This is a genomic window from Rhizobium sp. WYCCWR 11146, from assembly GCF_013591995.1.
GTDB classification, from domain to species: Bacteria; Pseudomonadota; Alphaproteobacteria; order Rhizobiales; family Rhizobiaceae; genus Rhizobium; species Rhizobium indicum.
In genome coordinates, this window is sequence record NZ_JACCEY010000004.1 from 117014 (window position 1) to 140553 (window position 23540).

Sequence of the window (23540 nt, forward strand, 5' to 3'; positions counted from 1 at the left end):
CCAACTTCGCTCTCCCGGCCAGCGAACGCCGCTACCGTGTCGAACCTTTATCCTCGTCGAGATTTGTCAGGATATTGAGGGGTACGATCCCGCCAGCACTTTCCGACGCGTCGAGCGCTTCGACTGCCAAAACATGCTTTCCATTCGGACTGACAAAAGCGAATGCCCACGCCTTGTCGGCGAAGGTGCTGACCGGCATTTCCGCCCAGCCGGCTTGATGGACAAGGCGTTCGGCATAATAGACCTTGATGGCCTGCGGGTCGGTGGTGCTGGCGAGATTGCGCGCCAGGATACGCATGGACTTCTCTCCGAACCGCCCTTCCAGTTGGCCCAGCACCTTGCGGGTGGCCTGCCAATCCTGGGCCTGGGTCGCCGATCCGAAGGAATATTCCTCGGATCGGGAAACGCCCGGTGCATCAGGCGGCATGACGGCCTCTTCGCCTGAACATGCTGCAAGGCCGAGAAGCGGCACCACAAGGGTGCCTATCTTCAAGACGCGGAAAAATCGGCCCTTGCGGCCAATTTTGTTGCTCATGAGCGGCTGCCCCCGAACACGATTGCCATAGGCCGGCAAATCTTGCCGGTTTCTATGACGTTATTGCGACGCTCAATCGTGGAAGGCGTCGACGAATTTCCGCTTGCCGAGCATGAAGGCATCGGCGACGTGGCGCAGCGGCGCGAGATCGACGTCCGATTTGCCGGCCTTGATGATTTCGGCAAAGCGACGGTAGAGCGAGGGATATTCCTGCTCCGGCTCGGCGAATCTCAGCGCGCCGTCGATCAAAAGCTTGGCGCCGCCCTCGGCGAGCACCATCTGGCCGGCTGCCGTCTCCGCGACGATGTCCCAGCTCTGCTTGCCGGTCTGGCGCCAGTCGAATTCGGCGTGAACCGGCAGGCCGTCCGCATTGCGGAAGTGAATGTCGGCCGCGATCGGCGCGTCGCGGTTGTCGGGAAATTCGAGCACGGCCTCGGTGATGAAAATCGGCCGTGGCAGGATATGGGTGACGATCGACAGCGCGTTGATGCCGGGATCGAAAACGCCGAGGCCGCCAGCCTGCCAGATCCATTCCTGGTTCGGATGCCAATGGCGGACATCCTCCTTCCAGATCACATGCACGCTTTTGATCGTCGTCGAGGCAAGAAACGCCTTGGCAGCCTCGACGCCCGGTGCATAGCGCGAATGCCAGCTGGCAAAGAGCGACGCACCCTGCTTGTTTGCCAGCGCTTCGAGGTCGGCCACTTCGCTGAGCGTCGCGCCGGGTGGCTTTTCCAGGAAGACGTGCTTGCCGGCGACGAGCGCCTTATAGGCCGCCTCGTAGCGATATTGCGGCGGCATGCAGAGCGAAACGGCATCGATCGAGGGCTCGGCATCGAGCATCGCTTCGATTGCCGTATAGCTCTTGACGCCTTCGACCGTGCCGTGGCGGCTTGCCGTGGCGACGAGTTCGAAATCCGGGTTCTTGGCGACGGAGGGAAGGTGCTGGTCGCGGACAATTTTGCCGACGCCAACGATGGCGAGGTTGATGGGGGACATGGTGTTTCGCTCCAGCCTATGAAAAGTATGACTTATTGGGTTCTTTTTTTTAGCAGAAAGAGGAACGCCGACAAGCTCTCCCTCTTGATTCTTTGCATGATGGCATTCTACCGCATGATAGTTTGGCGAAGGAAACTGTAGCCCATCGCTGCGCGGGCGGCGCGCTCTTCGGAATTGCCGTCGCCGCCATGCCCACCGGAGCCGAATTCATGGAAGAGCGGCCGGTGTCCTTCTTCCTCCAGCCGCGCGGCAAAGCGGCGCGCATGCGAGGGATGCACGCGGTCGTCATTGGCGGAGCTTTCGATGTAGATCGGCGGATAGCTGACCTTGGTCGCCGGCCCAACATTGTGAAGCGGCGAATAACCGAGCATGAAATCCCGGTCCACCGGCGTCTCCGGATCGCCATATTCGTCCATCCAGGCTTGCCCTGCGCTGAACAGGTGGAAGCGTGTCATGTCGAGAACCGGCACCTGGCACCAGACGGCACCGAAATCGTCGGGATAGCGCGTCAGCATCACGCCGGTCAGCAGGCCGCCATTGCTGCCGCCCTGGCAGGCAATCCGCGACGGCACTGTATAGCCGCGGGCGACGAGATCGCGCGCGATGGCGACGAAATCGGCAAACGCCCGGTCTCGCCCCTGCCGCTTGGCGCTGCGATACCAGTCGGGCCCGAATTCGCCGCCGCCGCGAATATAGGCCTGCACATAGGCGCCGCCTTGTTCCAGCCAGCGTCCTGTCACGCCGGAATAGCTTGGCGACAACGGGACATCGAAGCCGCCATAGCCATAAAGCAGCACCGGCAGCGCGCCCTTCGTCCATTGCTTCGGCAGGACCAGCCGGTAGCTAACCTTCGTTCCGTCCTCGGAAACAGCCTCCAGCAGTTCGGATGACATATCGGTCGCATCGAAATAGCTCGGCGCTGCCGCGACGAAAATCGGTTCGGCCTCTCTGCTGCGATCCGACAGCTCGAGGCGGTAACAGACGGGCGGCTGCAGGAAGCCCTGGCCGACGATGTGGAGCGTATCGTCGCCAAGATGCAGATCGGCATGGAGTGGCCTGAAGTGAGCCGTCTGCATATCCGCCGGCAGTGCGATCTCGCGCTGCTCGGCGTCGGGCCTTGTCAGGTCCAGCACCATGAGACGCGGACGCAGCCGATCGGAGATGATGAAGACGCACCACTCTTGCATCAGCATCATCTGCGCGATGGACTGGCCCTCGCCGGGCTGAAACAGGATCCGCTCCGGCCCGAGCAGGGCCGTCTCCGAGGCGGGATCGAAGCGTTGCAGCACGAGGCTGCCGGTCGCAACGCGTTCATCGGTCTTTGCCCGCCAAAGGCAATGATCATGATTGAACTGGAAATCGGCTTCCTTAGGCAGATCGATGCGCCGCTGTGTGCCGTCATTGGCGATCAGGAAAGCGCTCGCGACGCCGATTTCGTGGGCGGCGACGAAAATATCGATCAATCCGCGATCCGCCGAAGCGCCTGATAGGGCAGGGTCGATGACGAGATTGAAGCCGTAGACGTCCTCGTCTGCTGCTTCGAACATGACGGCGGCATCTTCCGGTCGCTGCCCGCGCTTCAATCGCCGTCCGACGCGCGGCCATCCCGAGCGGGTCGCCGAAGATCGGTCGATGGAACCGAAATAGCAGATTTCGTCACGGCTCAGCCAGGTGGCATGCGATCGTGCGGCCGGTGTATCGAAGCCGCCCTCGACGACCTGTTTCCGCTCGGCGTCGAATTCGAGCAGCCGGAGAAGATCGGAGCCGCCGTCCGAAAGCGTGAGCAGCACCCGCGTCGGCTCCCGTGGGCTGGTGACGGCGCCGCGCCAGTTCCAGCGCTTGCCTTCCCTGACGCAGAAGGCGTCGAGATCGAAGACCGGCTCCCAGTTGGCATCAGGCAGCGGCTCCTGATCTGCCGGCAGGCGCAGCCAGATGCCGAGAGGATTGTCCTTGCTCTGGCGGAAATCGAACAGCCACTCGCCTCTGCGCATCGGAACGATCAACCTGTCCTGCCGCTCCATCAGCGCCTTGATCGCGTCGCGATCCCTCTCGAATTCAGGTGTTCTCAGAGCCGCGTCGGAAACCCGGTTGTGCTCGTCGATGAACTGGCGGGTGCGCGGATCGTCGTCCGTTTCGAGATGAAGGTTCATATATGACCTGCCGGCTTCTGTTGACGTCGGACAGATCTAGGCAGCCGGTCCCGACTTGGCAACCCGCCTTGCAGCGTCGCGCGTCTCTTCAGACGCGCGAAGGACGCTGTAACACTTTGAATCTAAGCATCGGCCCGATGCGCTAGCGGATCGTCACGAAATCGGCCGAGGCGACGACGGTGTTCGGCACCTCGGTCTTCTTGAATTTCAGCGTCACCACCTTGTAGCCTTCGGCTTCGAGCCTAGAGAGCAGGCTCGGCAGCATCGTCACCGTGCGTTTGTGGATGTCGTGCATCAGGATGATGCCGCGGCCGCGCTTGTGTAAAAGGTTCATCGTCCGCTGCGTCGCGGAGACCCGCGTCGTGGTGAAATAGTCCTTGCTGTCGATGTCGACATCCATGACCACCATGTCGCGCATGGCGATCGCGGCGCGCAGCCTGTGGCTCTCGGCAAGATAGGGGAAGCGGAAGAAGGAGACATCGGTTCCCGTCGCCTTGGTCACCGCCAATTCGCCCTTGATCACCTCGGCCATTGCCGCGTCGAAACTCAGCGAACTCAAGTTGGCGTGGTCATAGGTGTGACTGCCGATCGTGTTGCCGTTCTCAGCGACCTTGCGGGCGAGCGCCGGATGCCTCTCGGCCATTTCGCCGACCATCATAAAGGCACCCTTGACGCCGAACTGGTCGAGGATTGCCAGCACCTTGTCCGTCCGGACGGGGATCGGGCCATCGTCGAAGCTCAGGATCACTTCCTTGTCCTGCAGCTTGAGATCGGAAAGCGAGGAAACCTCCAGCGTCCGCCCGGCCAGATGATGCGGACCGGCAAGGCGCGGCACCGCATCGTCGCCGGTATAGGCAAGCGCCCGTCCCTCGGGCGCGATCACCGATGAGGTCTTGATCGAAGTATCGGGAGCGGCTTGTCTGGTGGTGCTGCAGGCGGAGAGGGCGGCCGTGAGGGCCATGCAGGACAGAAGGAAAAAACGATACATGGAAAGGGCTCAACAAATCGGTAACGAATGTTGAGACAACCTTTCGAATTATGGTTAACGATCGGTTGATAATGGCCGAAATTGCGTTGATGCGCGGCACTTCGCCACGCTTTAGATAACGCTTGTGGCTATCCCGCCATCGCTTCTTCGTATTCGGCAGACAGCATCAGCCAGTCTTCCTCGGCGGCAGCGAGTTTTGCCGCAGCTTCGCCGCGCTGCTTTGCCTTCTCGGCGGCCTTGGCTGGTGTTTTCTCGTAAAGGGCCGGATCCGCAAGTTCCGCATCAAGCGCCTGAATCTGTTTCTCCAGCTTCGCCGTCAAGGATTCGATTTCATTGATCTTTTTCCTGAGCGGCGTCAGCGAGGCGCGACGTTCGGCATTGAGCTTGCGCTGGTCGGCCTTCGACGTCGCGTCTTCAGTCAGCTGCGGCTTTTCTTCTTTTTTTTTACCTGAAGTGACGATGAGGTCGCGGTATTCGTCCATGTCGCCTTCGAAGGTCGTCACCGTACCGCCATTGACCAGCCACAGCCGATCGACCGTCGCCTCGATCAGATGGCGATCGTGCGAGATCAGGATGACGGCGCCTTCGTAGTCGTTCAGCGCCTCGATCAGCGCGCGGCGGCTGTCGATATCGAGGTGGTTGGTCGGTTCGTCGAGGATCAGCAGGTTGGGCGCATTGAAGGCGGCAAGCCCCATCAGCAGGCGGGCTTTTTCGCCGCCGGAGAGATCCTTGGCGGCCGTCGCCATCTTCTCGGTCGCAAGCCCCATCTGGGCGACGCGGGCGCGCACCTTGGCTTCCGGCGCGCCGGGCATCAGCCGGCGCACATGCTCCACCGGCGATTGCTCGGGAATGAGGTCGTCGAGTTGGTGCTGCGCGAAGAAGCCGATCTTCAGGCTCGGCGCGATCTTCACTTCGCCGCTCTCCGGCGCCAGCCTGCCGGAGATGAATTTGGCGAAGGTCGATTTGCCGTTGCCGTTCGAGCCGAGCAGGGCGATGCGGTCGTCATTGTCGATGCGCAGATTGAGGTTCTTCAGGATCGGATTGCCGGGCTCGTAGCCGACGGCGCCGCTCTGGATCGCGACGATCGGCGAAGCCGGCTGCTTTTCCGGCTCGGGAAAAGTGATCGGCTGTACGTGGTCCTCGATCACCGCGGCGACCGTTCCCATGCGTTCTAGCGCCTTGACGCGCGATTGTGCCTGCCGGGCCTTGGAAGCCTTGGCCTTGAAGCGGTCGATGAAGCCCTGCAGATGTTTGCGCGCCGCGTCGTTCTTGGCCTTGGCCTTCGTCTGCAACTCGTCGGCTTCCGCCTTCTGCCGCTCGAACTGGTCATATCCGCCGCGATAGAAGGTGAGCTTCTTCTGGTCGAGATGGACGATCGCATTGACCGCGTTGTTCAACAGGTCGCGATCGTGGCTGATGATGATGACGGTGTGCGGATAGCGCCTGACATAATCTTCCAGCCACAGCGTGCCTTCGAGGTCGAGATAGTTGGTCGGCTCGTCGAGCAGGAGCAGATCCGGCTCGGAAAACAGCACGGCGGCAAGGGCGACGCGCATGCGCCAGCCGCCGGAAAAAGAAGAGGCGGGGCGGGCCTGCGCCGCCTTGTCGAAGCCGAGGCCGGCAAGAATGCTCGCCGCGCGCGCTTCGGCCGAATGCGCGTCGATATCGACAAGGCGCATCTGGATTTCGGCGATGCGGTGCGGATCGGTTGCCGTTTCCGCCTCGGCAACGAGGGCGGTGCGTTCCTTGTCCGCGGCAAGCACGATCTCGATCAGGGCGTCCTCGGTCGCCGGCGCTTCCTGCGCCACCTGGCCGATGCGTGCGGCCTTCGGGATCGACACCGTTCCGCTCTCCGAGCCGAGATCGCCGGTGATGACGCGAAAAAGCGTGGACTTGCCGGCGCCGTTGCGCCCGACGAGCCCAGCCTTCGTGCCTGAAGGCAGCGAAACGCTGGCATTGTCGAGAAGCAGGCGCCCGGCGATGCGGGCGGAAATATCGGTGAGCGTGATCATGGCCGGCGTTTTGGCCGAAAGCGCTCGCCAAGGCAAGAGCGCTTATCCCCGCACCAAGCTTGCTTGTGCGCTGACAAGCTTGCTTATCCCCGGGACAAGCTTGCTGGTCCCATGGCAAAGCGCGCTTGTCCCGCGGCAAAACTGCTTCGTCCGCCGCCTCAGCGGCCGAAAGCCTGCACCGGTTGTCGGGGGTTCGACTGCGCGGCGAGAAGCGCCACGCGGGCATTGGCCTGCAATTGTCCCGGGGTTGCCGCATCGGTGCTGAGCGCCACGCCGATCGAGATGGTGAGCCTGCCGGGATCGGCCTTGTCGGATGTCGCGAAGACCAGATTGTCTTCAACGGAGGCGCGCAGGCGTTCGGCAATCGTCATCGCATCCTGCATGCCGACATTGGAAAACAACAGGGCGAATTCGTCAGCCTCTGTGCGGGCGACGAAATCGTTTTTCTTGACCGACTTGCTGAACAGGCCGGCGAGCTTCTTCAGGAGCTTGTTGCCGGCCTGGGTGCCGTATTTGTCGTTGAGATCGGTGAAATTGTCGATATCGACCATGATCAGCGCGCTGCCGGCGGCACCTTCTTCTCGCTTGTAGAGATCGGCGATCGTCCGGTTCAGTGCGATGCGGTTTGGAAGTCCGGTGATCCTGTCGGCGATCGCGGCCGATTGCATCGCCGAAATGCCGCGCTCCAGCGTTTCGAGCGTCTTGATATCGTCCAGCAGCTTCGCGCCGATTTCCATCTCCGCCGCAAGAACGGTCGAAAGCGAGGCAGTGAGGTAGTCGATCTCGCTGAGGAAGGCGGCAAGGCTCTGATCGTCATGGCCGGACACGGATTTCAGGATCGTGCCGCAGGCGCGCGCAAAGGCGTTCTTGTGCTTCAGCCCTTCGGCAAGCCTTTCCGCCACGTCGCGCAGCATCCGGCTCGCCTCGTTTCGGGATGTCTCGCCCGCCAGCCCGCAATGGCCGACGAGGCGGTATTTCAGGCCGAGTTCGTCGAGCATCGGCTGCTGCGGATGGGACCCGAGTGCCGCGATATCCTGCGCAAGCCCGGCATTGAGCCCGATGATCGCCTCGTGAAAGAGCTCGTAGTTGCGCGGGAGTGCCGCGACGTTGAGGCGCGCCATATGCTGGGCGATCTTCTGAATATCCGCCATCGGCGCGGCGCGCGCAGCCTCGCGCGGCACCAATGCGTTTGCGTTTGCGCTTGCATTCTGCATGACGATCCCTTGCAGCCCGGCCTCATCTCTCACATCCGCTATGCCCGCAAGCTTTTAAGAGAGGCTGAATTTTCAACGGGAAGCCCGGGATTCGCGGGTGGAACCGGCAAAGGCGGTTAATTCAGTCTTGATGGCCGGAACATGATGCCGAGAATTGTGAGTGGTCATCATGTTCTAGCGTTTAACTTAGATCGGGCCTCACATCCATTCGCGGCCCTCGCTGCGCAGGAAGTAGATGAGATCAAGCGTGAGGCTCGGCTTGCCGAGCGCCGTCAGCGTCATGTGGCACTGGCCGCGATGATGGGTCTGGTGGTTGAAGAAATGCGCGAGCGCTGACGACAGAGGCTGGGTGATCTCGGCCGGCTGCACCACCGTTACATAGGTGAAGTTGGCGGCAAGCGCCGCCTCGTCCAGCATGCCCGTCCAGGCAATGATACGCTCGTCCTCGGCTTTGCGGGCGGCGGCAAGCGCATCCCGATCTTCGAAGAGCACGGCATCGAGTGTCGTCGGTGCTTCGCCGGTGCCGGTGAAGCGCTTCATCCATATCCGGTCGGCAACGATCAGATGATTGAGCGTGCGATGCAGCGAGCCGAAGAAGGCGCCGCAATCATTACGGAACTCTGTATCGCTAAGTTCGGCCGCAGCTGCATAGACTTGCGTGTTGGCCCAGCGATTATAGGCGGCGAACATCCTGTAATGTCTGAGCATTCCGTCCCTCCCGGTTTGGTCGCGGCAGTCTAGCTCGTTTTCCCGGAAATCGCAGTGATGCGCCCATGAAATTTCCTGATTTGATCGCAGCCGCTTTCTGTCGTCGAATGCATGGAGCTGCGATCTCGAAAGGACTGTTATGACCAGAGCCCTCTATTCCCTCTGCGGAGCCGACGAGCGGCGCTTCTTTTCGCCCCATTGCTGGAAGGCGGTGATGGCGCTGGCGCATAAGGGGCTCGATTTCGAGGAGATTCCGACGACTTATGCCCGCATCCGCGCGATCGGCGGCGGTGTCTCGTCGATCGTGCCCGTTCTCGACGACAACGGCCGGCTGATCCCCGACAGTTTCGACATCGCCCTCTATCTGGAAGAGGTCTATCCCGAGCGGCTGTCGCTGTTCAACGGCGAGGGCGGCAAGGCGCTGTCGCGCATGGTGGAAGGCTATTCGCAGATGATCATCCATCCGGCGATCATGCGCATCGCCCTTCTCGACATCCATGCGAACCTCGACGAGGAAGACAAAGCCTATTTCCGCGAAAGCCGGGAGGCTCGGCTCGGCAAGCCGCTGGAAGTGATTGCCGCCGACAGCGAAGCGGAGAAGGCGTCCTTCAGCGCCAAGCTCGAGCCGTTGCGGCATATGCTGAAGTTCCAACCCTACGTCGGCGGGCAAACGCCGCTCTTTGCCGACTATATCGTCTTCGGCGCGCTGCAATGGCTCCGTGTGTCGGCCGGTCTCGCCATGCTAGCCGCCGACGATCCCGTCATGGCCTGGTTCGAACGCTGCCTCGATCTTCACCAAAGCCGCGGCAGGACTGTGACAGCGGCGTGAAATTGCCGCCTACCTCTTGTTTTCGGGCGTCGGGGCGGGTAAAGACCGCCCACTTTTCCCGAGAAAACAGAGGATTTGACTATGGCGATTGAACGCACCTTCTCGATGATCAAGCCGGACGCGACCAAGCGCAACCTGACGGGCGCCATCACCAAGATGCTCGAAGATGCCGGCCTGCGTGTCGTCGCTTCCAAGCGCGTCTGGATGAGCCGTCGCGAAGCCGAAGGCTTCTACGCCGTTCACAAGGATCGTCCCTTCTTCGGCGAACTGGTCGAAGGCATGACCTCCGGCCCGACCATCGTCCAGGTGCTGGAAGGCGAAGGCGCGATCCTCAAGAACCGCGAGATCATGGGCGCCACCAACCCGGCAAACGCTGACGAAGGCACGATCCGCAAGGTTCACGCTCTGTCGATCGGCGAAAATTCCGTTCACGGCTCGGATGCTCCGGAAACGGCTGCCCAGGAAATCAAGTACTGGTTCTCCGATACCGAAATCGTTGGCTGAGGCCACGCTTCGGCATTCGCCGGCAATATCTTGAATTGACTCTCTAAAAAGCCGGGGCCTTGCTCCGGCTTTTTCCATGCATTTCTCTATGCCGGGCATTTGTCGGTGTTCGAGAAATCGACGCTGCCGTCAGGCTTGAAGACCTCCGGGTTCTTGTCATAAAGCGCGCCGACGACGAGCGGCTTGCTCGGCAGGACGGTCTGGTCGAGGTCGGACCGAAACTCAGTCTTCAATTCCTGCAGCACCTTGCCGTCCTTGTCGACCAATCGGACACTCACGGAATAGGGACGATCCTTGCGCACGCAGTGCAGGTTTTCGCTCTGCAGCGCGATCTTGTCGTCGATCGGATAGATCTTCTGGTTCAGCACCAGCGGATCGCCTCCTTGCGGATTTTCGAATTCGGCGATGATGACCGAACCGTCGGGGATGGGCCCCGTCTTCTTCAGCGTCAGCAGATAGGTGGCGCTCGCCACCCGATAGTTGAAGACGAAGAGATGGCCGGTGACCTCGACCAGGTTTTCAGCCTGGCGCTGGCAGGCTGACAGCATCAGCCCGGCCACCACCGCCATCACGATCCAATGCTTTCTCATGGCGTCTCCTCCTCCTTCTTGCGGCGATAGTGACGGTTCGCCTTGGCGCGGTTGCCGCACACCGCCATGTCGCACCAGGCCCGGCTTCTGTTCTTGCTGCGGTCGATGAACAGCCAGCCGCAATTGCCGCAGATCTTCATGCGCTCCGGATCAGGCATGGCGATCAGCCGCAGCACCGAATGGGCGGTCGCCGCGGCCAGGCTGTCGGGGCCTGCGTCGCGCAATGTCTTCGCCAACGCTTCCAGCAACCCGGCCAGCAACTGGTCGTCGCCGCCATTCAGTATACGCTCGCGGAAATAGAGGTCGATCACTTCCCGCAGCGCGATGAAATCCGCCTCGTTTTCCGCCGCCACCGGCACGATGTCGCCGAAGAGGGCGCGCTCGGCGCAGAATTCGGCGGCGGCGCGCGGAAAGCTCCGCATCTGGTCCCTGACCGCGAAGCGGTCGATCCGCCGCGTTGCATCGTGGCGCAGAACGACGCTGTTGACGACATCGAGTGCCAGCACGCCGCCGGCAAAGCGGTGAGGAGTCCAGGAAAAGCTCATGGTGAAATTATAACTGGTGAAATAGGTTTTACCAGTTATAATTTTGGTGACGCGGAGTGTCTGGAATGGCTTATCTTCTGCAGCAGCTGGCGAATGCGGTTCCGCTGGCCGCCCTCTATGCCGCGCTTGCCTTCGGTTATGCCGTAGCCTTCGGCGTGACGAAGCGGGCCGACATCACCTATGGGGCGATCTTTGCCTTCGCGGGCCAGATCCTGCTGCTCTTCACCGAACTCGCCTTCAACCGCTTCTGGCTGGTGCTGCCGGCCGCCCTTGCCGTCGGCGCCTGCACTTCCATCGTCTATTCGCTGGCGGCGGGCCTATGGATCGGCCGCTCGATCATGCTGCCGCTGGTCAGCAAATCGCCGAATACGGTCATCGTCGCTGCCCTCGGCATCATGATCGTCCTCATGGAGACCGCCAGGCTCGCCGCCAATACCCGCGCCATCTGGTTGCCGCCATTCCTGAACGACACGGTCGTCTTCTGGAGCGACGGCCCATTCAAGGTGACGCTCACCCATATCCAGTTGATCAACACGGCACTGATGTGCGCCATCGTCGTCCTGGGTACGCTGATCCTCAGGCGCACGGCCTGGGGCCGCGTCTGGCGCGCCGTTACCGATGATCCGCTGGCAGCCGAACTCTGCGGCACCAGCGCCAACCGCGTCTTTCTCGTCGCCTATGGGGCCGCAGCCCTCGTCGCCACCATCTGCGGCATCCTTGCGACTTTCTACTACGGCTCGATGGATTTCGGCGCCGGCCTGATGTTCGGGCTGAAGGTGCTGCTGATCGCGGCGGTCGGCGGCTATTCCGATCCGTTGCGCTCGGCGGGCGGCGCTGCCGGGCTTGCCGTCGTCGAAACCATGTGGGGCGCCTACGGCCCCTTCGTCTGGCGGGATCTGGTCGTCTTCTCGCTGCTCGTCCTGCTCTTGGTCATGAGCCGCAGGGAGCGCGTGGTGCTCTAACTTATTTCCACTTGTCGCGGGCTGCGTCGTCGGCGTCTTTCGCCGCGACCCAGTCGCCGGTGGCGCCATCCCTGGCGTGCTCCTTCTTCCAGAAGGGGGCTGCCGTCTTCAGGAAGTCCATGACGAAATTGGCGCCGTCGAACGCCGCCTGCCGGTGCGGTGCGGCTGCGACGACGAGCACGATATTCTCGCCGGCTGCGATCTTTCCATAACGGTGGATGGCAGTCAGGCCGAGAAGTCCGAAACGCGCAATGGCAAGATCGCCGATGCGCCGCATCTCCGCTTCCGCCATGCCGGGATAGTGCTCGAGTTCGAGTGCCGCCAGCGTCCCGCCTTCATCGCGGCAGAGGCCGGAAAAAGTGACGACGGCGCCGATCCCGGGTTTGCCCTTGGAGAGGCGATCGACCTCGGCTTGCAGGTCGAAATCCTCATGCTGGACGCGGATGGTGGGGGTGATGGTCATGATAACATCCCCAACTGCTTTGATGTCGTAGCGGAGGCTATGGAGAGGGCGTGCCGCGCCAACCCCCCTCTGCCCTGCCGGGCATCTCCCCCACAAGGAGGGAGATGACGGGCGGCTTGACCATCGTGCCCATCTACAGTTTTGTCGGGCTGCGACGTTGATTGCTTGGGGAAGTTCGTACTCCCAGCCAATCTCCCTCCTTGTGGGGGAGATGCCCGGCAGGGCAGAGGGGGGTAGCGACACGGCACCACCATCACCGGCTCATCCCCCCGTCATCGGCGGAAATATCCCGATTTCCCGCGCACCCGATATTGGCTCGTCATGCTCGACATGCTCCATGTCGAGCGCCACGCGGATCACGTCGGGATATTGAAGTGCGGTCTCATATTCCTCGCCCAGCGTCTTCAAATGATTCAACAGATCGGCAACGGTGACGACGGAGGAGGGGAGGTCGATCTCCTCCTCGCCCTTGCCGATGCGCTCCCGCACCCAGGCGAAATAGACAAGCCGCGTCATTCCTCGTCATCCACGATATGTTTCACCCCGGCGCGGAAATAGTCGTAGCCGGTATAGATGGTCAGCAGCGCCGCGATCCACAGCAGCGCGATGCCCGTCTGCGTCGTATAGGGGAAAATCTCGTCGCCGGCCGGGCCGGCGAGCAGGAAGGCGATGGCGACGAGCTGCAGCGTCGTCTTCCACTTGGCGATCCGCGTCACCGGTACGCTGACCTTCAGCGCCGCCAGATATTCGCGCAGCCCCGACACCAGGATCTCGCGGCAGAGAATGGTGATCGCCGCCCAGATCGACCAGCCGGCGATGGTCTGGTCGGCCGCGACCAGGAGAAGGATCGAGGCGACAAGCAGCTTGTCGGCGATCGGATCGAGCATGCGGCCGATATTCGACGTCTGGTTCCAGATGCGCGCGAGATAACCGTCGAGGAAATCGGTGAGCGAGGCGATGACGAAGATCCACAGCGCCACCCAACGCGCCGTATTGCTGATCGACAGCCTGCCCTCGATGAAGAAGCAGAGAACGATCAACGGTACGGCGAGGATGCGGCCGTAGGTCAGAAGATTGGGAATGCTGTACGCACGCGATGCCATGGGATCGTTTCTCTGAATTGATGCACCGCTACAGCGCCGCGCGCCTTTTCAGACGAGCCAAGGACACTGTAACACTTTAGAACCTCCGCATCATGCTCGGGCCGATGCGGTAGATGACGGCTTTGGCTGCGGACCGTCAACATTCTTTCTGTCTTTTCACCGCCTTTGCGTGGAATTTGCGACGGACGCCGGTTATTTCGCGGCGTCGTCATGGAAATGGTTATAGACCTGCCTGGCGACGGCTTCCGATATGCCTTCCACCGCCATCAGGTCGGACAGGGCGGCGCGCGAAACCGCCTTCGCCGTGCCGAAATGCTGGAGCAGCGCGCGTTTGCGCGACGGGCCGATGCCGCCGATCTCGTCGAGCGGGTTCTTGATCATTTCCTTCTTGCGGCGTGCCCGGTGCGAGCCGATCGCGAAACGATGCGCCTCGTCGCGCATGCGCTGGACGAAGTAGAGCACCGGATCGCGCGGCGGCAGGGTGAAGCTCTCGCGTCCCGGCGGGAAAAAGCGTTCGCGCCCGGCATCGCGGTCGACGCCCTTGGCGATGCCGATCGCCGTCACGCTGTCGGTGATGCCGAGTTCGGCAAGGATGGCGCGCACCGCCGTCATCTGTCCCTGGCCGCCGTCGATGAGGATCACATCGGGCCAGGTCGGGAAGGGCATGTCGGCTGCATCGGGGGTGGCCACGTGCGCCGTCCGGTCAGGGATGCCTTCCTCCTTGATCAGCCGCGAGAACCGCCGCGTCATCACCTCCTTCATCATGCCGAAGTCGTCGCCGGGGGTGATGTCGGTCGATTTGATGTTGAACTTGCGGTACTGGTTCTTGACGAAACCTTCCGGCCCCGCGACCACCATGCCGCCGACGGCATTGGTGCCCATGATATGCGAGTTGTCGTAGATCTCGATGCGCTGCGGTGCATAGGCAAGCCCGAACGTTTCCTTGAAACCTTCGAGCAGCCGCGACTGCGACGCCGTCTCGGCAAGCTTTCGCCCATGCGCCTCGCGTGCATTGCCAACGACATGGTCGACCAGATCCCGCTTCTCGCCGCGTTGCGGCACCAGGATGGAAACCTTGTGGCCGGCCTTTTCGCTGAGTGCTGCGGCCAGCAGCTCCAACTCCTCCACCGTCTGCGACAGCATGATCTGCTTCGGCACCGGCTTGTCGTCGTAGAACTGCGCGAGGAAGGAATTCAGCACTTCGGCGCTCGAAAGCTGCGGATCGGCCTTCGGGAAATAGGCGCGGTTGCCCCAGTTCTGGCCGGTGCGGAAAAAGAACACCTGGATGCAGGAGATGCCGCCCTCATGATGGATGGCGAAAACGTCAGCCTCCTCGACACCGGCCGGATTGATGCCCTGATGGCTCTGCACATGAGAAAGTGCGGCCAGGCGATCGCGATAGATCGCCGCCCGCTCGAAGTCGAGGTCCTCGGCCGCCTGGTTCATCGCCTCGGCCATATGCGACTTCACCTTCTGGCTCTTGCCGGACAGGAAGTCCTTCGCCTCCTGCACCAGTTCGCCGTACCCCCCATCGCTGACCTCGTGGGTGCACGGCCCGGAACAGCGCTTGATCTGGTAGAGCAGGCAGGGTCGCGTGCGCGTTTCGAAGACGCTGTCGGTGCAGGTGCGGATCAGGAAGGCGCGCTGCAGCGAGTTGATCGTCCGCCCGACCGCGCCGGCCGAAGCGAAGGGTCCGAAATAGTCGCCCTTTCGCGCTCGCGCACCGCGATGCTTGAAGATCGCCGGCGCCCGGTGGTCGCCGGTGATGAGGATATAGGGAAAGGACTTGTCGTCGCGCAAAAGCACGTTAAAGCGCGGCCGCAAGCGCTTGATCAGATTCGCTTCCAGCAGCAGCGCTTCGGTTTCCGTGCGCGTCGTCACGAATTCCATGTTCGCCGTCTGGCGCACCATCTGGGCGATGCGGTTGGAATGGACGCGGCCGACGGCGTAATTGTTGACGCGCTTCTTCAGGCTGCGCGCCTTGCCGACATAGAGCACGTCGCCCTCGGCATTGAACATGCGGTAGACGCCGGGACTGTTCGGCAGTCGCTTGACGAATTCGCCGATCAGTTCCGCGCCGAGGAGCCCGGTTTCATTGAGGCTGCCCGCATTCCAGTCGACAGCAGCCGCAAGCGGCGCGGCGACGGAAGCGTCGCCTTCCACCTCGATATCGTCTTCGCTCTCGTCCGTGTCGTCGTAGAGAACGCCGCCATCCGGCAGCTTTCGTCCGTTCATTCCGTAATCTCCGCCACATCGGGCGTCTGCCAGGCGAGGTGCTGGCCGCCGTCGAGGGCAATCATCTGGCCGGTGATCGAGGGCGTGTCGTAAAGGAAGCGAATCGTTTGTCCGAATTCCTCCAGCGCCGGCCCTCGCTGCAAGATAAGGGCTGAGACCTGCGCTTGGAAGTCCTCCATCGCCTGCCGCTCGCTCGGCATCGAGGGGCCGGGGCCGATGGCATTGACGCGGATGCGTGGCGCCAATGCCTGTGCAAGCGTCTGCGTCGCCGTCCACAGCGCGGATTTGGAGAGGGTATAGGAATAGAAGCTGGGCCTCAGCGCCCAGACCCGCTGGTCGATGATATTGACGATCAGCCCCGCTGCCTCAGTGGGCATCTGCTGCGCGAAGGCCGCCGCAAGGATAGAGGGCGCACGAACATGCAGGTCGAAGTGCAATGCCCATGTGGCGGCATTGAAACTACGCGCGGAATCATGCTGGAAGACCGACGCATTATTGATGAGCAGATCGAGGGGGCCGAGCGCTTCCGACGCCTTGGCAATGAGCTCTGCCGTTTCGCCGGTATTGGTGAGATCGGCCTGAAGGGCGATTGCCCGATATCCCTTCTGCCGCAATTGCGCCACCAGCTCTTCGGCCTCACCGATGGAGCCGTTCGCGTGGATGGCAACGGAAAAGCCATTTGCAGCAAGGTCTTCGGCGATTGCCCGGCCTATTCTTTTAGCAGCCCCTGTTATGAGGGCCGAGCGAAGTCTTTTGTGGTTCAAAATCGTGCCTTCTGATCCCGCGAGTCTGTCTGCAGACTATATAGGCGCCGGCGGAGATTATATAAATAGGCCGTTGCGGTTGCGTCGGGGAGGGGTATTCTATGTATTATTTAAGAATGCGATTTCTTAAAATAAGTATTTTAAGTTTAACACTTCAGTAGGGTTAATGAAATGTATGTTGCGCTAAAGCAACATCGAATTTCAGCCATGCGGCAGCCACAATGATATCACAATTTGGCTCTTTCAAATCCGCATTTGAGTTCCAATTTCAGTCTCGATCCGGAAGGGACATCTGGCAATATCCCGCCAATGCTTCACTGATAGACAGATGACAAGCGGCGCGGGACTGAAAGGAGATTAAGTATGCGTGTACTCATTGCTGGCCTCATGGCCTCCGTTTTTGCAATTGCGGGCGTCTCGGCAGCTCAGGCGGCCGATGCCGTCGACCAGATTCCGGAAGCACCGGTCGCCCAGGACGCACCAGTCAAGCCGGCAGGCAACTGGGAAGGCTTCTACCTCGGCGGCGCCGGCACCTACAACATGGGTGACTTCGGTTCCGACCGCCACACCTACGGTTTCGGCGGCCAGGTCTTCACCGGCTACAACTGGCAGCAGGGCCAGATCGTCTACGGCGTTGAATCCGATCTCGGCTACAGCGGCGACGACGTCTCCTCAGGCGGCGTCAAGAACAAGTACGGTTGGAACGGCTCCGTCCGTGGCCGCGTCGGCTACGACATGAACCCATTCCTGCTCTACGGCACGGCCGGTCTTGCCATCGGCGACGTCAAGGTTTCCGACGACACCTCGGACGAAAGCAAGACGAACTTCGGCTATACGGTCGGCGCCGGCGTCGAAGCCTTCGTGACCAACAACATCACGACGCGCCTCGAATATCGCTACACCGACTACCAGAGCAAGGATTACGACCTCGACTCCGGCAGCTTCTCGCGCGGTTACGACGAGAACAGCGTCAAGCTCGGTATCGGCGTCAAGTTCTAAGCTGGTTGAATATCCGAACATGGAAAAGCCGGGCACGTCGCCCGGCTTTTTGCTGTCTGCTCGTTGCTCCAGATGCTGAGCCCGCTCAGCCCTCAGACTTGAGCTCGCTGTGGGCCGGGAATTTCTTGTCGAACTGCCGCTGCCAGTCGATCAGCGGCGCATGATCGGCTTCCCACTGGTCCTTGAAGCGCAGCTCGAGATAATCGAGCGTGGCGGCCAGCGCGAAATGCCCGCCATTGAGCTTCTTGCCTGTTTTCGGCGGATTGGCGCTGAGATGAGCGAGCCCGCTCGTCGCCTTCTTCCACTGCCGGTCTATCCACGGCTGATGAACCTTTTCCTCGTCGCGGAAGCGCCGCTCGTAGACGATCGCCAGCAGGCAGTCGCAGATGCCGTCGCAGAGCGCCTCGATGATTTCCGCATCCGTGCGCTTGCCGTTCTTCGAAGGGTAGAGCCCGCCCTTCGTCAGCCGGTCGAAATAATGCATGATCGCCACGCTGTCGTATATCGAGATCCCGTCATCGGTCAGAAGCGTCGGGATCTTGCCGAGCGGATTGTTGTCCACCAGGATCGCCGGTCCGGTATTGGTGTCGACCCGGATGGCGTTTACCTCCAGGCCCAGAAAATGCGCGGCCATCCGTACCTTGTTGGAATAGGGCGAGGCGGGCGAACAAAGGAGCTTCATGGGACACCTGATGAGACTGTGGAACTGCGGCGCGGACTATTCCCGAAGCGGGTTGCCCGGTCAATCGTCTTTGACCGCCTTGTTCTCGCCGCGCAGCCAGAAGGCGCGGTGCGAGGCAAAACGGTCTTGCGCCAGATGGTCCTTCAATGCGGGCAGCAATTGGTGCAACTCATCCTTCAGCGTGAAGGGCGGGTTGACGATGACGAGGCCTGAGCCCGTCAGTCCCGTAATGCCGCGGTCGCTGCGAACGGCAAGTTCGGCGCAGAGCATCTTCGGGATGTCGAGCGCCTGCAGGGCCTCGTGGAATTCCTTGATCGGCGCGCCCTTCTTCAGCGGATACCACAGGCAATAGGTGCCGCCGGGAAAGCGCCGATAGGCCTTTTCCAGCCCCTCGGCCAGCCGCTGATATTCGTCCTCTTCCTCGAAGGGCGGATCGACGAGGACGATGCCGCGCTTCTCCTTCGGCGGCAGATGCGCGCCGAGCGCCAGCCAGCCGTCAAGCTCGGTGATGCGGGCATGGTGATCGCCCTCGAACAGCCGGTGCAGCCTGACATAGTCCTCTGGATGCAGTTCCATCGCCGACAGCCGGTCCTGCGGCCGGAACAGCATGCGCGCAAGTTTCGGCGAGCCGGGATAGAAACGGATGCCGCCCTCAGGATTGAGTTCACGGATCGCCGAGAGGTAGGGCTCCAGCAGTTCGGAAACCTGAGGGCCGAGGTCTGCCTCCATCAGCTTGCCGATGCCATCGAGCCATTCGCCGGTTTTCTGCGCTTCTTCCAAGGAGAGGTCGTAGAGCCCGATGCCAGCATGCGTGTCGAGCACGCGGAACCCGCCATCCTTTTTCTGCATGTAACGGATCAGCCGCGTCAGCACGACATGTTTCAGCACATCGGCAAAGTTGCCCGCGTGATAGATGTGGCGGTAGTTCATTTTCGCTGATGTCCGTATGAATTCGCGTCATGGGAAATTTTTGTGGCTTTTGGCCGTGCAAGCCTTGGAATATACAAATGCCATGAACATTGCGACCCCCATCCAAGCCAAATCAGAAAAGCCGGACAACAGGGTGGGCCACACGGCCTGTCCGCATGACTGTCCCTCCACCTGCGCGCTGGAGGTCGAGATATCGGAGGATGGCCGCATCGGCCGTGTGCGCGGCGCGGGCGACCATTCCTACACGTCGGGCGTCATCTGCGCCAAGGTCGCCCGTTATGCCGAGCGGCTCTACCATCCCGACCGCCTGATGCATCCGCTACGCCGCGCCGGCGCCAAGGGGGCAGGGCAGTGGCAGCAGATTTCCTGGGACGATGCGCTGGATGAGATCGCCGAAGCCTTTGTGAAGTCCGAGGCAAGGGACGGCAGCGAGGCGATCTGGCCCTATTTCTACGCCGGCACCATGGGCTGGGTGCAGCGCGATTCCATCGATCGCTTGCGTCATGCCAAGCGCTACTCCGGCTTCTTCTCCTCGATCTGCACCAACCCCGCCTGGACCGGCTTCACCATGGCGACCGGCACGCTGCGCGGTCCCGATCCGCGCGAGATGGGCCGCACCGATTGCGTCGTCATCTGGGGCACCAACGCGGTGTCGACCCAGGTCAATGTGATGACCCACGCCATCAGGTCGCGCAAGGAGCGCGGCGCGAAGATCGTCGTCATAGATATTTACGACAATCCGACGATGAAGCAGGCCGACATGGCGCTGATCGTCAGGCCGGGTACCGACGCCGCACTCGCTTGCGCCGTCATGCACATCGCCTTCCGCGACGGTTACGCCGACCGCGCGTACATGGCGAGATACGCCGATGATCCCGAGAGTCTCGAAGCGCATCTGAAAACGAAGACGCCGCAATGGGCCGCTGCCATCACCGGCCTTTCGGTCGAGGAGATCGAAGCCTTCGCCAGCCTCGTCGGCACGACGAAGAAGACCTTCTTCCGCCTGGGTTACGGCTTCACCCGCCAGCGCAACGGCGCGGTCGCCATGCATGCGGCCGCCTCGATCGCCACCGTTCTCGGCTCCTGGCAATATGAGGGCGGCGGCGCCTTCCATTCGAACAGCGATATCTTCCGCATGAACGGCGCGGAACTGACCGGCCGGTCGATGAAGGATGCCGATATCCGCATGCTTGACCAGTCGCAGATCGGCCGCGTGCTGACCGGCGATGCCGTGGCGCTGCGCCACCGCGGTCCGGTGACGGCTATGCTGATCCAGAACACCAATCCCGCAAACATCGCCCCCGAGCAGCGCCTCGTCAGACGCGGCTTTGCCCGCAAGGACCTCTTCGTCGCCGTGCATGAGCAGTTCATGACCGAAACGGCCGAGATCGCCGATATCGTCATCCCGGCAACGATGTTCGTCGAACATGACGACATCTACCGCGCCGGCGGCCAGAACCATATCCTGCTGGGGCCGAAGCTGGTCGAACCGCCGCCGACCGTGCGCACCAATCTCTTCGTCATCGAGGAACTTGCCAAACGCCTCGGCGTCGCCGATCGCCCCGGCTTCGGCTTCACCGCCCGAGAGATGGTCGACCGCATCCTCGAATCGAGCGGCCTGCCGGGCTACGACCATTTCCTCGAACATAAATGGTTCGATCGCCAGCCCGCTTTCGAGGAGGCGCATTATCTGAACGGTTTTGCCCATCCGGATGGCAAGTTCCATTTCCGCCCGGACTGGATCAATCAGCCGGCGCCGAACAAACCGCCGGCCGCGATCGGCGCGCTCGGTCCGCACGCTGCGCTTCCGGCCTTCCCTGATCAGGTCGATGTCATCGAAGTCGCCGATGCCGAGCATCCCTTCCGGCTCGCCACGTCGCCGGCGCGCAACTTCCTGAATTCGAGCTTTTCCGAGACCAAGACCTCCCGCCAGAAGGAAGGCCGCCCCGAGGTGATGATCAATCCGGCCGACGCCGAAGCCAACGGAATCGTCCATGGCGATCTTGTCCGAATCGGCAACAGCCGCGGCGATCTGCGCATCCACGCCCGTATCACTACCGAAGTGAAGTCAGGCGTGCTGATTGCCGAGGGCCTCTGGCCGAACAAGGCGCATGTTGACGGCGAGGGCATCAACGTCTTGACCGGCGCCGACCCTGTCGCGCCTTATGGCGGGGCGGCCGTCCATGACAACAAGGTCTGGCTTCGCAGGGACGCAGCATGATGCAGCCGAAATCACGCGTGAAGATCGTCAGCGAAGAAACACTGTCGAATGGGTGGACGCGGCTGAGCAGCTACCTCCTCGACTATATCGACCGCAAGGGCGCAACCCAACGGTTGAAGCGGGAGGTCTACCACCGCACGCCGGCCGCCTGCATCCTGCTTTATGATCCCAAGCGCGACCTCGTCGTTCTCGTCCGCCAATTCCGCCTCGCCGTTCATCTCAACGGCGATGCCGCCTGGATAATCGAGGTGCCGGCCGGCCTTCTCGACGATGACCATCCCGAAGCGGCGATCCGTCGCGAGGCGATGGAGGAGACCGGCTATCGCCTGCGCGATGCGCGCTTCCTGTTCAGATCCTATACATCGCCGGGTGCCGTCACCGAGGTCGTGCATTTCTTCGCAGCCCTCGTCGACATCGCCGACCGCGTGGCCGAAGGCGGTGGCCTGGACGAGGAACACGAGGATATCGAAGTCCTTGAGATCCCGCTCGACGAGGCGGCAGCGATGATCGAAACCGGCGAGATCTTCGACGTCAAAACGATCGTGCTTCTGCAATGGGCCATGTTGAATAGGGCAAGGCTGACGGCCTGAATCTGCGGGGCGAGCGCATCGGATCATTTCCAAAGCGCAAGTTTCCGCTTTAAGGTGATACGGCGCAAAATTTCATACGACTGTCACGAAGCGGTTCTATCCGCTGCGGTCTGTCAATCATCGAATGCGGTCAGGAGAAAGCCCATGTGGCTCAGCAATTTCACCCTCGTTCTCCCAAACGAAGTGGTGAGTGAAGGTTCCGTGTGTGTTGAGGGTGGCGCCATCGCCGAGATCAGGCCGGAGCCGGTCGCCGGCGCTGCCATCGATGGCGGCGGGCGGCTGCTGATGCCGGGATTCGTCGATCTCCACGGCGACATGATCGAGCGCGAGATCGCCCCACGGCCGAACGCGACGATGCCGATCGATTTCGGTATCCACGAACTCGACAAGAAGCTTGCCGCCGCCGGTGTCACCACGGCGTTTGCCGCCGTCTCCTTTGCGACCGAAAGCGTCTACGGCCACGTCCGTTCGCTGGAGACGACATCAGCGGTGATCGAGGGCATCAATCGCCTGCGCGACGATCTGCTGATCGACCACCGCGTCCACGCCCGCTACGAAATCACCAATGTTGGTGCAGCTCCTGCGCTCGAGCGCCTGCTGAATGCCGATCAGATCGACATGGTCTCGCTCACCGACCACACGCCGGGCCAGGGACAGTACAACAACCTGCAGAGCTACATCCTCAGCATTTCCGAGCGCCGCGCCATCTCCGAGGAAATGGCGGCGGAGATCGTTGCCAAGCGCATCGCCATGCGCAGCAATCCAGACATCGAGGCCAAGCTGAAGGAGATTGTCGCGCTGTCGCTGAAGCACAAGCTGTCGCTTGCCTCGCATGACGATGACAGCGCCGAAAAAGTCGCCGAGATGCACGATCTCGGCGTCACCATCAGCGAGTTTCCGGTCACTGCACCTGCGGCGGAGGAGGCGCGCCGTCGCGGCCTCTGGACGTTGATGGGCGCGCCGAACGCGCTGCGCGGCCAGTCGATGTCGGGCAATCTCAGCGCGCTCGATGCTGCAAGGGCCGGATTGCTGAGCATCATCGCCGCCGATTATCATCCGGCTGCCTTCGTGCCCGGCATCTTCAAGCTTGCCGACATGGTGGAAGGCGGCCTGCCGGCAGGCGTCGCCATGGCGACCGGCAATGCGGCCCGTTCCGCCGGTCTGTCGGATCGTGGCGAGATCGCCATCGGCCAACGCGCCGATCTGGTCGTGGTCGAGCCGGGTGATATCAATCGCATCCGCGCCACCTTCCGCGCCGGCCGCTTCGTCTACAGCGACGGCACACTGCATCCGTTGCGGGCGCTGGCGGCGTAGCATCTCGCCCAAGGCTGCGGTTCGAATGACTGCCCCTCACCCTAGCCCTCTCCCCGTAAAGAACGGGGAGAGGGGACGTGCCCTGCGAGAGCGAGGTGGGAACGGAGAGGGCGCGGCATGGTCCCTTCGCCCCGTTTACGGGGAGAGCGACTGTCTTGTTTGTCAAGCGTTTTGCCATGGTCGTCCGTCCCTGATGATGGCGT

Annotated in this window: 23 protein-coding genes; 7 read left to right on the forward strand and 16 right to left on the reverse strand. The window is 61.8% G+C overall.

Going from position 1 to position 23540, the window contains the following annotated elements; genetic code table 11:
- Positions 1-31: 31 nt before the first annotated feature.
- From HX899_RS02145 to HX899_RS02175, 7 genes are all read right to left on the reverse strand, one after another.
- Positions 32-535: a hypothetical protein gene (locus HX899_RS02145; protein WP_181291582.1), complete on the reverse strand. Its 504-nt coding sequence runs from the start codon at positions 533-535 to the stop codon at positions 32-34.
- Positions 536-607: 72 nt separating this feature from the next.
- Positions 608-1534: a Gfo/Idh/MocA family protein gene (locus tag HX899_RS02150; protein WP_181291583.1), complete on the reverse strand. Its 927-nt coding sequence runs from the start codon at positions 1532-1534 to the stop codon at positions 608-610.
- Between the two features lie 107 nt (positions 1535-1641).
- Entirely contained in the window at positions 1642-3684 is a 2043-nt protein-coding gene (locus HX899_RS02155; protein WP_181291584.1) for a prolyl oligopeptidase family serine peptidase, read from the reverse strand.
- Positions 3685-3826: 142 nt separating this feature from the next.
- Positions 3827-4672, reverse strand: coding sequence for a polysaccharide deacetylase family protein (locus HX899_RS02160; RefSeq protein WP_181291585.1), 846 nt, complete (start codon positions 4670-4672; stop codon positions 3827-3829).
- A 128-nt stretch (positions 4673-4800) separates the two neighbouring features.
- Positions 4801-6684 (reverse strand): ribosomal protection-like ABC-F family protein, encoded by a 1884-nt coding sequence (abc-f, locus tag HX899_RS02165; protein WP_168279957.1) that lies wholly within the window; start codon positions 6682-6684, stop codon positions 4801-4803.
- Between the two features lie 158 nt (positions 6685-6842).
- Positions 6843-7898 (reverse strand): GGDEF domain-containing protein, encoded by a 1056-nt coding sequence (locus HX899_RS02170; protein ID WP_181291586.1) that lies wholly within the window; start codon positions 7896-7898, stop codon positions 6843-6845.
- Positions 7899-8096: 198 nt separating this feature from the next.
- Positions 8097-8606, reverse strand: coding sequence for a DinB family protein (locus HX899_RS02175; RefSeq protein WP_072638885.1), 510 nt, complete (start codon positions 8604-8606; stop codon positions 8097-8099).
- Between the two features lie 139 nt (positions 8607-8745).
- Between HX899_RS02175 and HX899_RS02180 the strand changes: the two genes are divergently transcribed.
- Positions 8746-9435 (forward strand): glutathione S-transferase family protein, encoded by a 690-nt coding sequence (locus HX899_RS02180; protein ID WP_181291587.1) that lies wholly within the window; start codon positions 8746-8748, stop codon positions 9433-9435.
- Between the two features lie 81 nt (positions 9436-9516).
- Positions 9517-9939 (forward strand): nucleoside-diphosphate kinase, encoded by a 423-nt coding sequence (gene ndk / locus HX899_RS02185; protein ID WP_003547097.1) that lies wholly within the window; start codon positions 9517-9519, stop codon positions 9937-9939.
- An 86-nt stretch (positions 9940-10025) separates the two neighbouring features.
- Here the strand turns inward: ndk and HX899_RS02190 are convergent, their stop codons facing one another.
- Complete coding sequence (locus tag HX899_RS02190; RefSeq protein ID WP_181291588.1) at positions 10026-10529, reverse strand: hypothetical protein; 504 nt, start codon at positions 10527-10529, stop codon at positions 10026-10028.
- Positions 10526-11074, reverse strand: a complete 549-nt coding sequence (locus HX899_RS02195; RefSeq protein WP_181291589.1) for a CGNR zinc finger domain-containing protein — start codon at positions 11072-11074, stop codon at positions 10526-10528. The genes HX899_RS02190 and HX899_RS02195 overlap by 4 nt, the downstream gene beginning before the upstream one ends.
- 65 nt (positions 11075-11139) lie before the next feature.
- Between HX899_RS02195 and HX899_RS02200 the strand changes: the two genes are divergently transcribed.
- On the forward strand, positions 11140-12036 hold the full coding sequence (locus HX899_RS02200) for a branched-chain amino acid ABC transporter permease (protein WP_138387614.1): 897 nt from the start codon (positions 11140-11142) through the stop codon (positions 12034-12036).
- 1 nt (position 12037) lies between these two features.
- On the opposite strand, the gene HX899_RS02205 is transcribed toward HX899_RS02200, so the two are convergent.
- The 5 genes from HX899_RS02205 to HX899_RS02225 form a co-directional block, all read right to left on the reverse strand.
- Positions 12038-12499, reverse strand: a complete 462-nt coding sequence (locus HX899_RS02205; protein WP_181291590.1) for a molybdenum cofactor biosynthesis protein MoaE — start codon at positions 12497-12499, stop codon at positions 12038-12040.
- Between the two features lie 261 nt (positions 12500-12760).
- Entirely contained in the window at positions 12761-13015 is a 255-nt protein-coding gene (moaD, locus tag HX899_RS02210; RefSeq protein WP_017959832.1) for a molybdopterin converting factor subunit 1, read from the reverse strand.
- Positions 13012-13602 carry a CDP-diacylglycerol--glycerol-3-phosphate 3-phosphatidyltransferase gene (gene pgsA / locus HX899_RS02215; RefSeq protein WP_003547103.1) on the reverse strand — a complete coding sequence of 197 codons (591 nt, stop codon included), beginning with the start codon at positions 13600-13602 and terminating at the stop codon, positions 13012-13014. Before pgsA ends, moaD begins: the two co-directional genes overlap by 4 nt.
- Positions 13603-13794: 192 nt before the next feature.
- Complete coding sequence (gene uvrC / locus HX899_RS02220; RefSeq protein ID WP_181291591.1) at positions 13795-15837, reverse strand: excinuclease ABC subunit UvrC; 2043 nt, start codon at positions 15835-15837, stop codon at positions 13795-13797.
- Positions 15834-16601 carry an SDR family oxidoreductase gene (locus HX899_RS02225; RefSeq protein WP_138387611.1) on the reverse strand — a complete coding sequence of 256 codons (768 nt, stop codon included), beginning with the start codon at positions 16599-16601 and terminating at the stop codon, positions 15834-15836. The genes uvrC and HX899_RS02225 overlap by 4 nt, the downstream gene beginning before the upstream one ends.
- A 363-nt stretch (positions 16602-16964) precedes the next feature.
- Between HX899_RS02225 and HX899_RS02230 the strand changes: the two genes are divergently transcribed.
- A complete protein-coding gene (locus tag HX899_RS02230; RefSeq protein ID WP_138328343.1) occupies positions 16965-17600 on the forward strand; it encodes an outer membrane protein in 636 nt (211 codons plus the stop codon).
- 85 nt (positions 17601-17685) lie between these two features.
- Here the strand turns inward: HX899_RS02230 and HX899_RS02235 are convergent, their stop codons facing one another.
- Both HX899_RS02235 and HX899_RS02240 read right to left on the reverse strand, forming a co-directional pair.
- Positions 17686-18282, reverse strand: a complete 597-nt coding sequence (locus tag HX899_RS02235; RefSeq protein ID WP_181291592.1) for a glutathione S-transferase — start codon at positions 18280-18282, stop codon at positions 17686-17688.
- A 60-nt stretch (positions 18283-18342) separates the two neighbouring features.
- The gene (locus tag HX899_RS02240) at positions 18343-19212 is read right to left on the reverse strand and encodes a 23S rRNA (adenine(2030)-N(6))-methyltransferase RlmJ (protein WP_181291593.1); all 870 of its coding nucleotides are present in this window, start codon (positions 19210-19212) and stop codon (positions 18343-18345) included.
- A gap of 16 nt (positions 19213-19228) precedes the next feature.
- On the opposite strand from HX899_RS02240, the gene HX899_RS02245 reads away from it, so the two are divergent.
- The 3 genes from HX899_RS02245 to HX899_RS02255 all read left to right on the forward strand — a co-directional run bounded on the left by HX899_RS02245 (position 19229) and on the right by HX899_RS02255 (position 23337).
- Positions 19229-21433, forward strand: coding sequence for a molybdopterin oxidoreductase family protein (locus tag HX899_RS02245; RefSeq protein WP_181291594.1), 2205 nt, complete (start codon positions 19229-19231; stop codon positions 21431-21433).
- Positions 21430-22023, forward strand: coding sequence for an NUDIX domain-containing protein (locus HX899_RS02250; RefSeq protein WP_138387607.1), 594 nt, complete (start codon positions 21430-21432; stop codon positions 22021-22023). The genes HX899_RS02245 and HX899_RS02250 overlap by 4 nt, the downstream gene beginning before the upstream one ends.
- Before the next feature lie 144 nt (positions 22024-22167).
- A complete protein-coding gene (locus HX899_RS02255; RefSeq protein WP_181291595.1) occupies positions 22168-23337 on the forward strand; it encodes an alpha-D-ribose 1-methylphosphonate 5-triphosphate diphosphatase in 1170 nt (389 codons plus the stop codon).
- Positions 23338-23540: the final 203 nt, after the last annotated feature.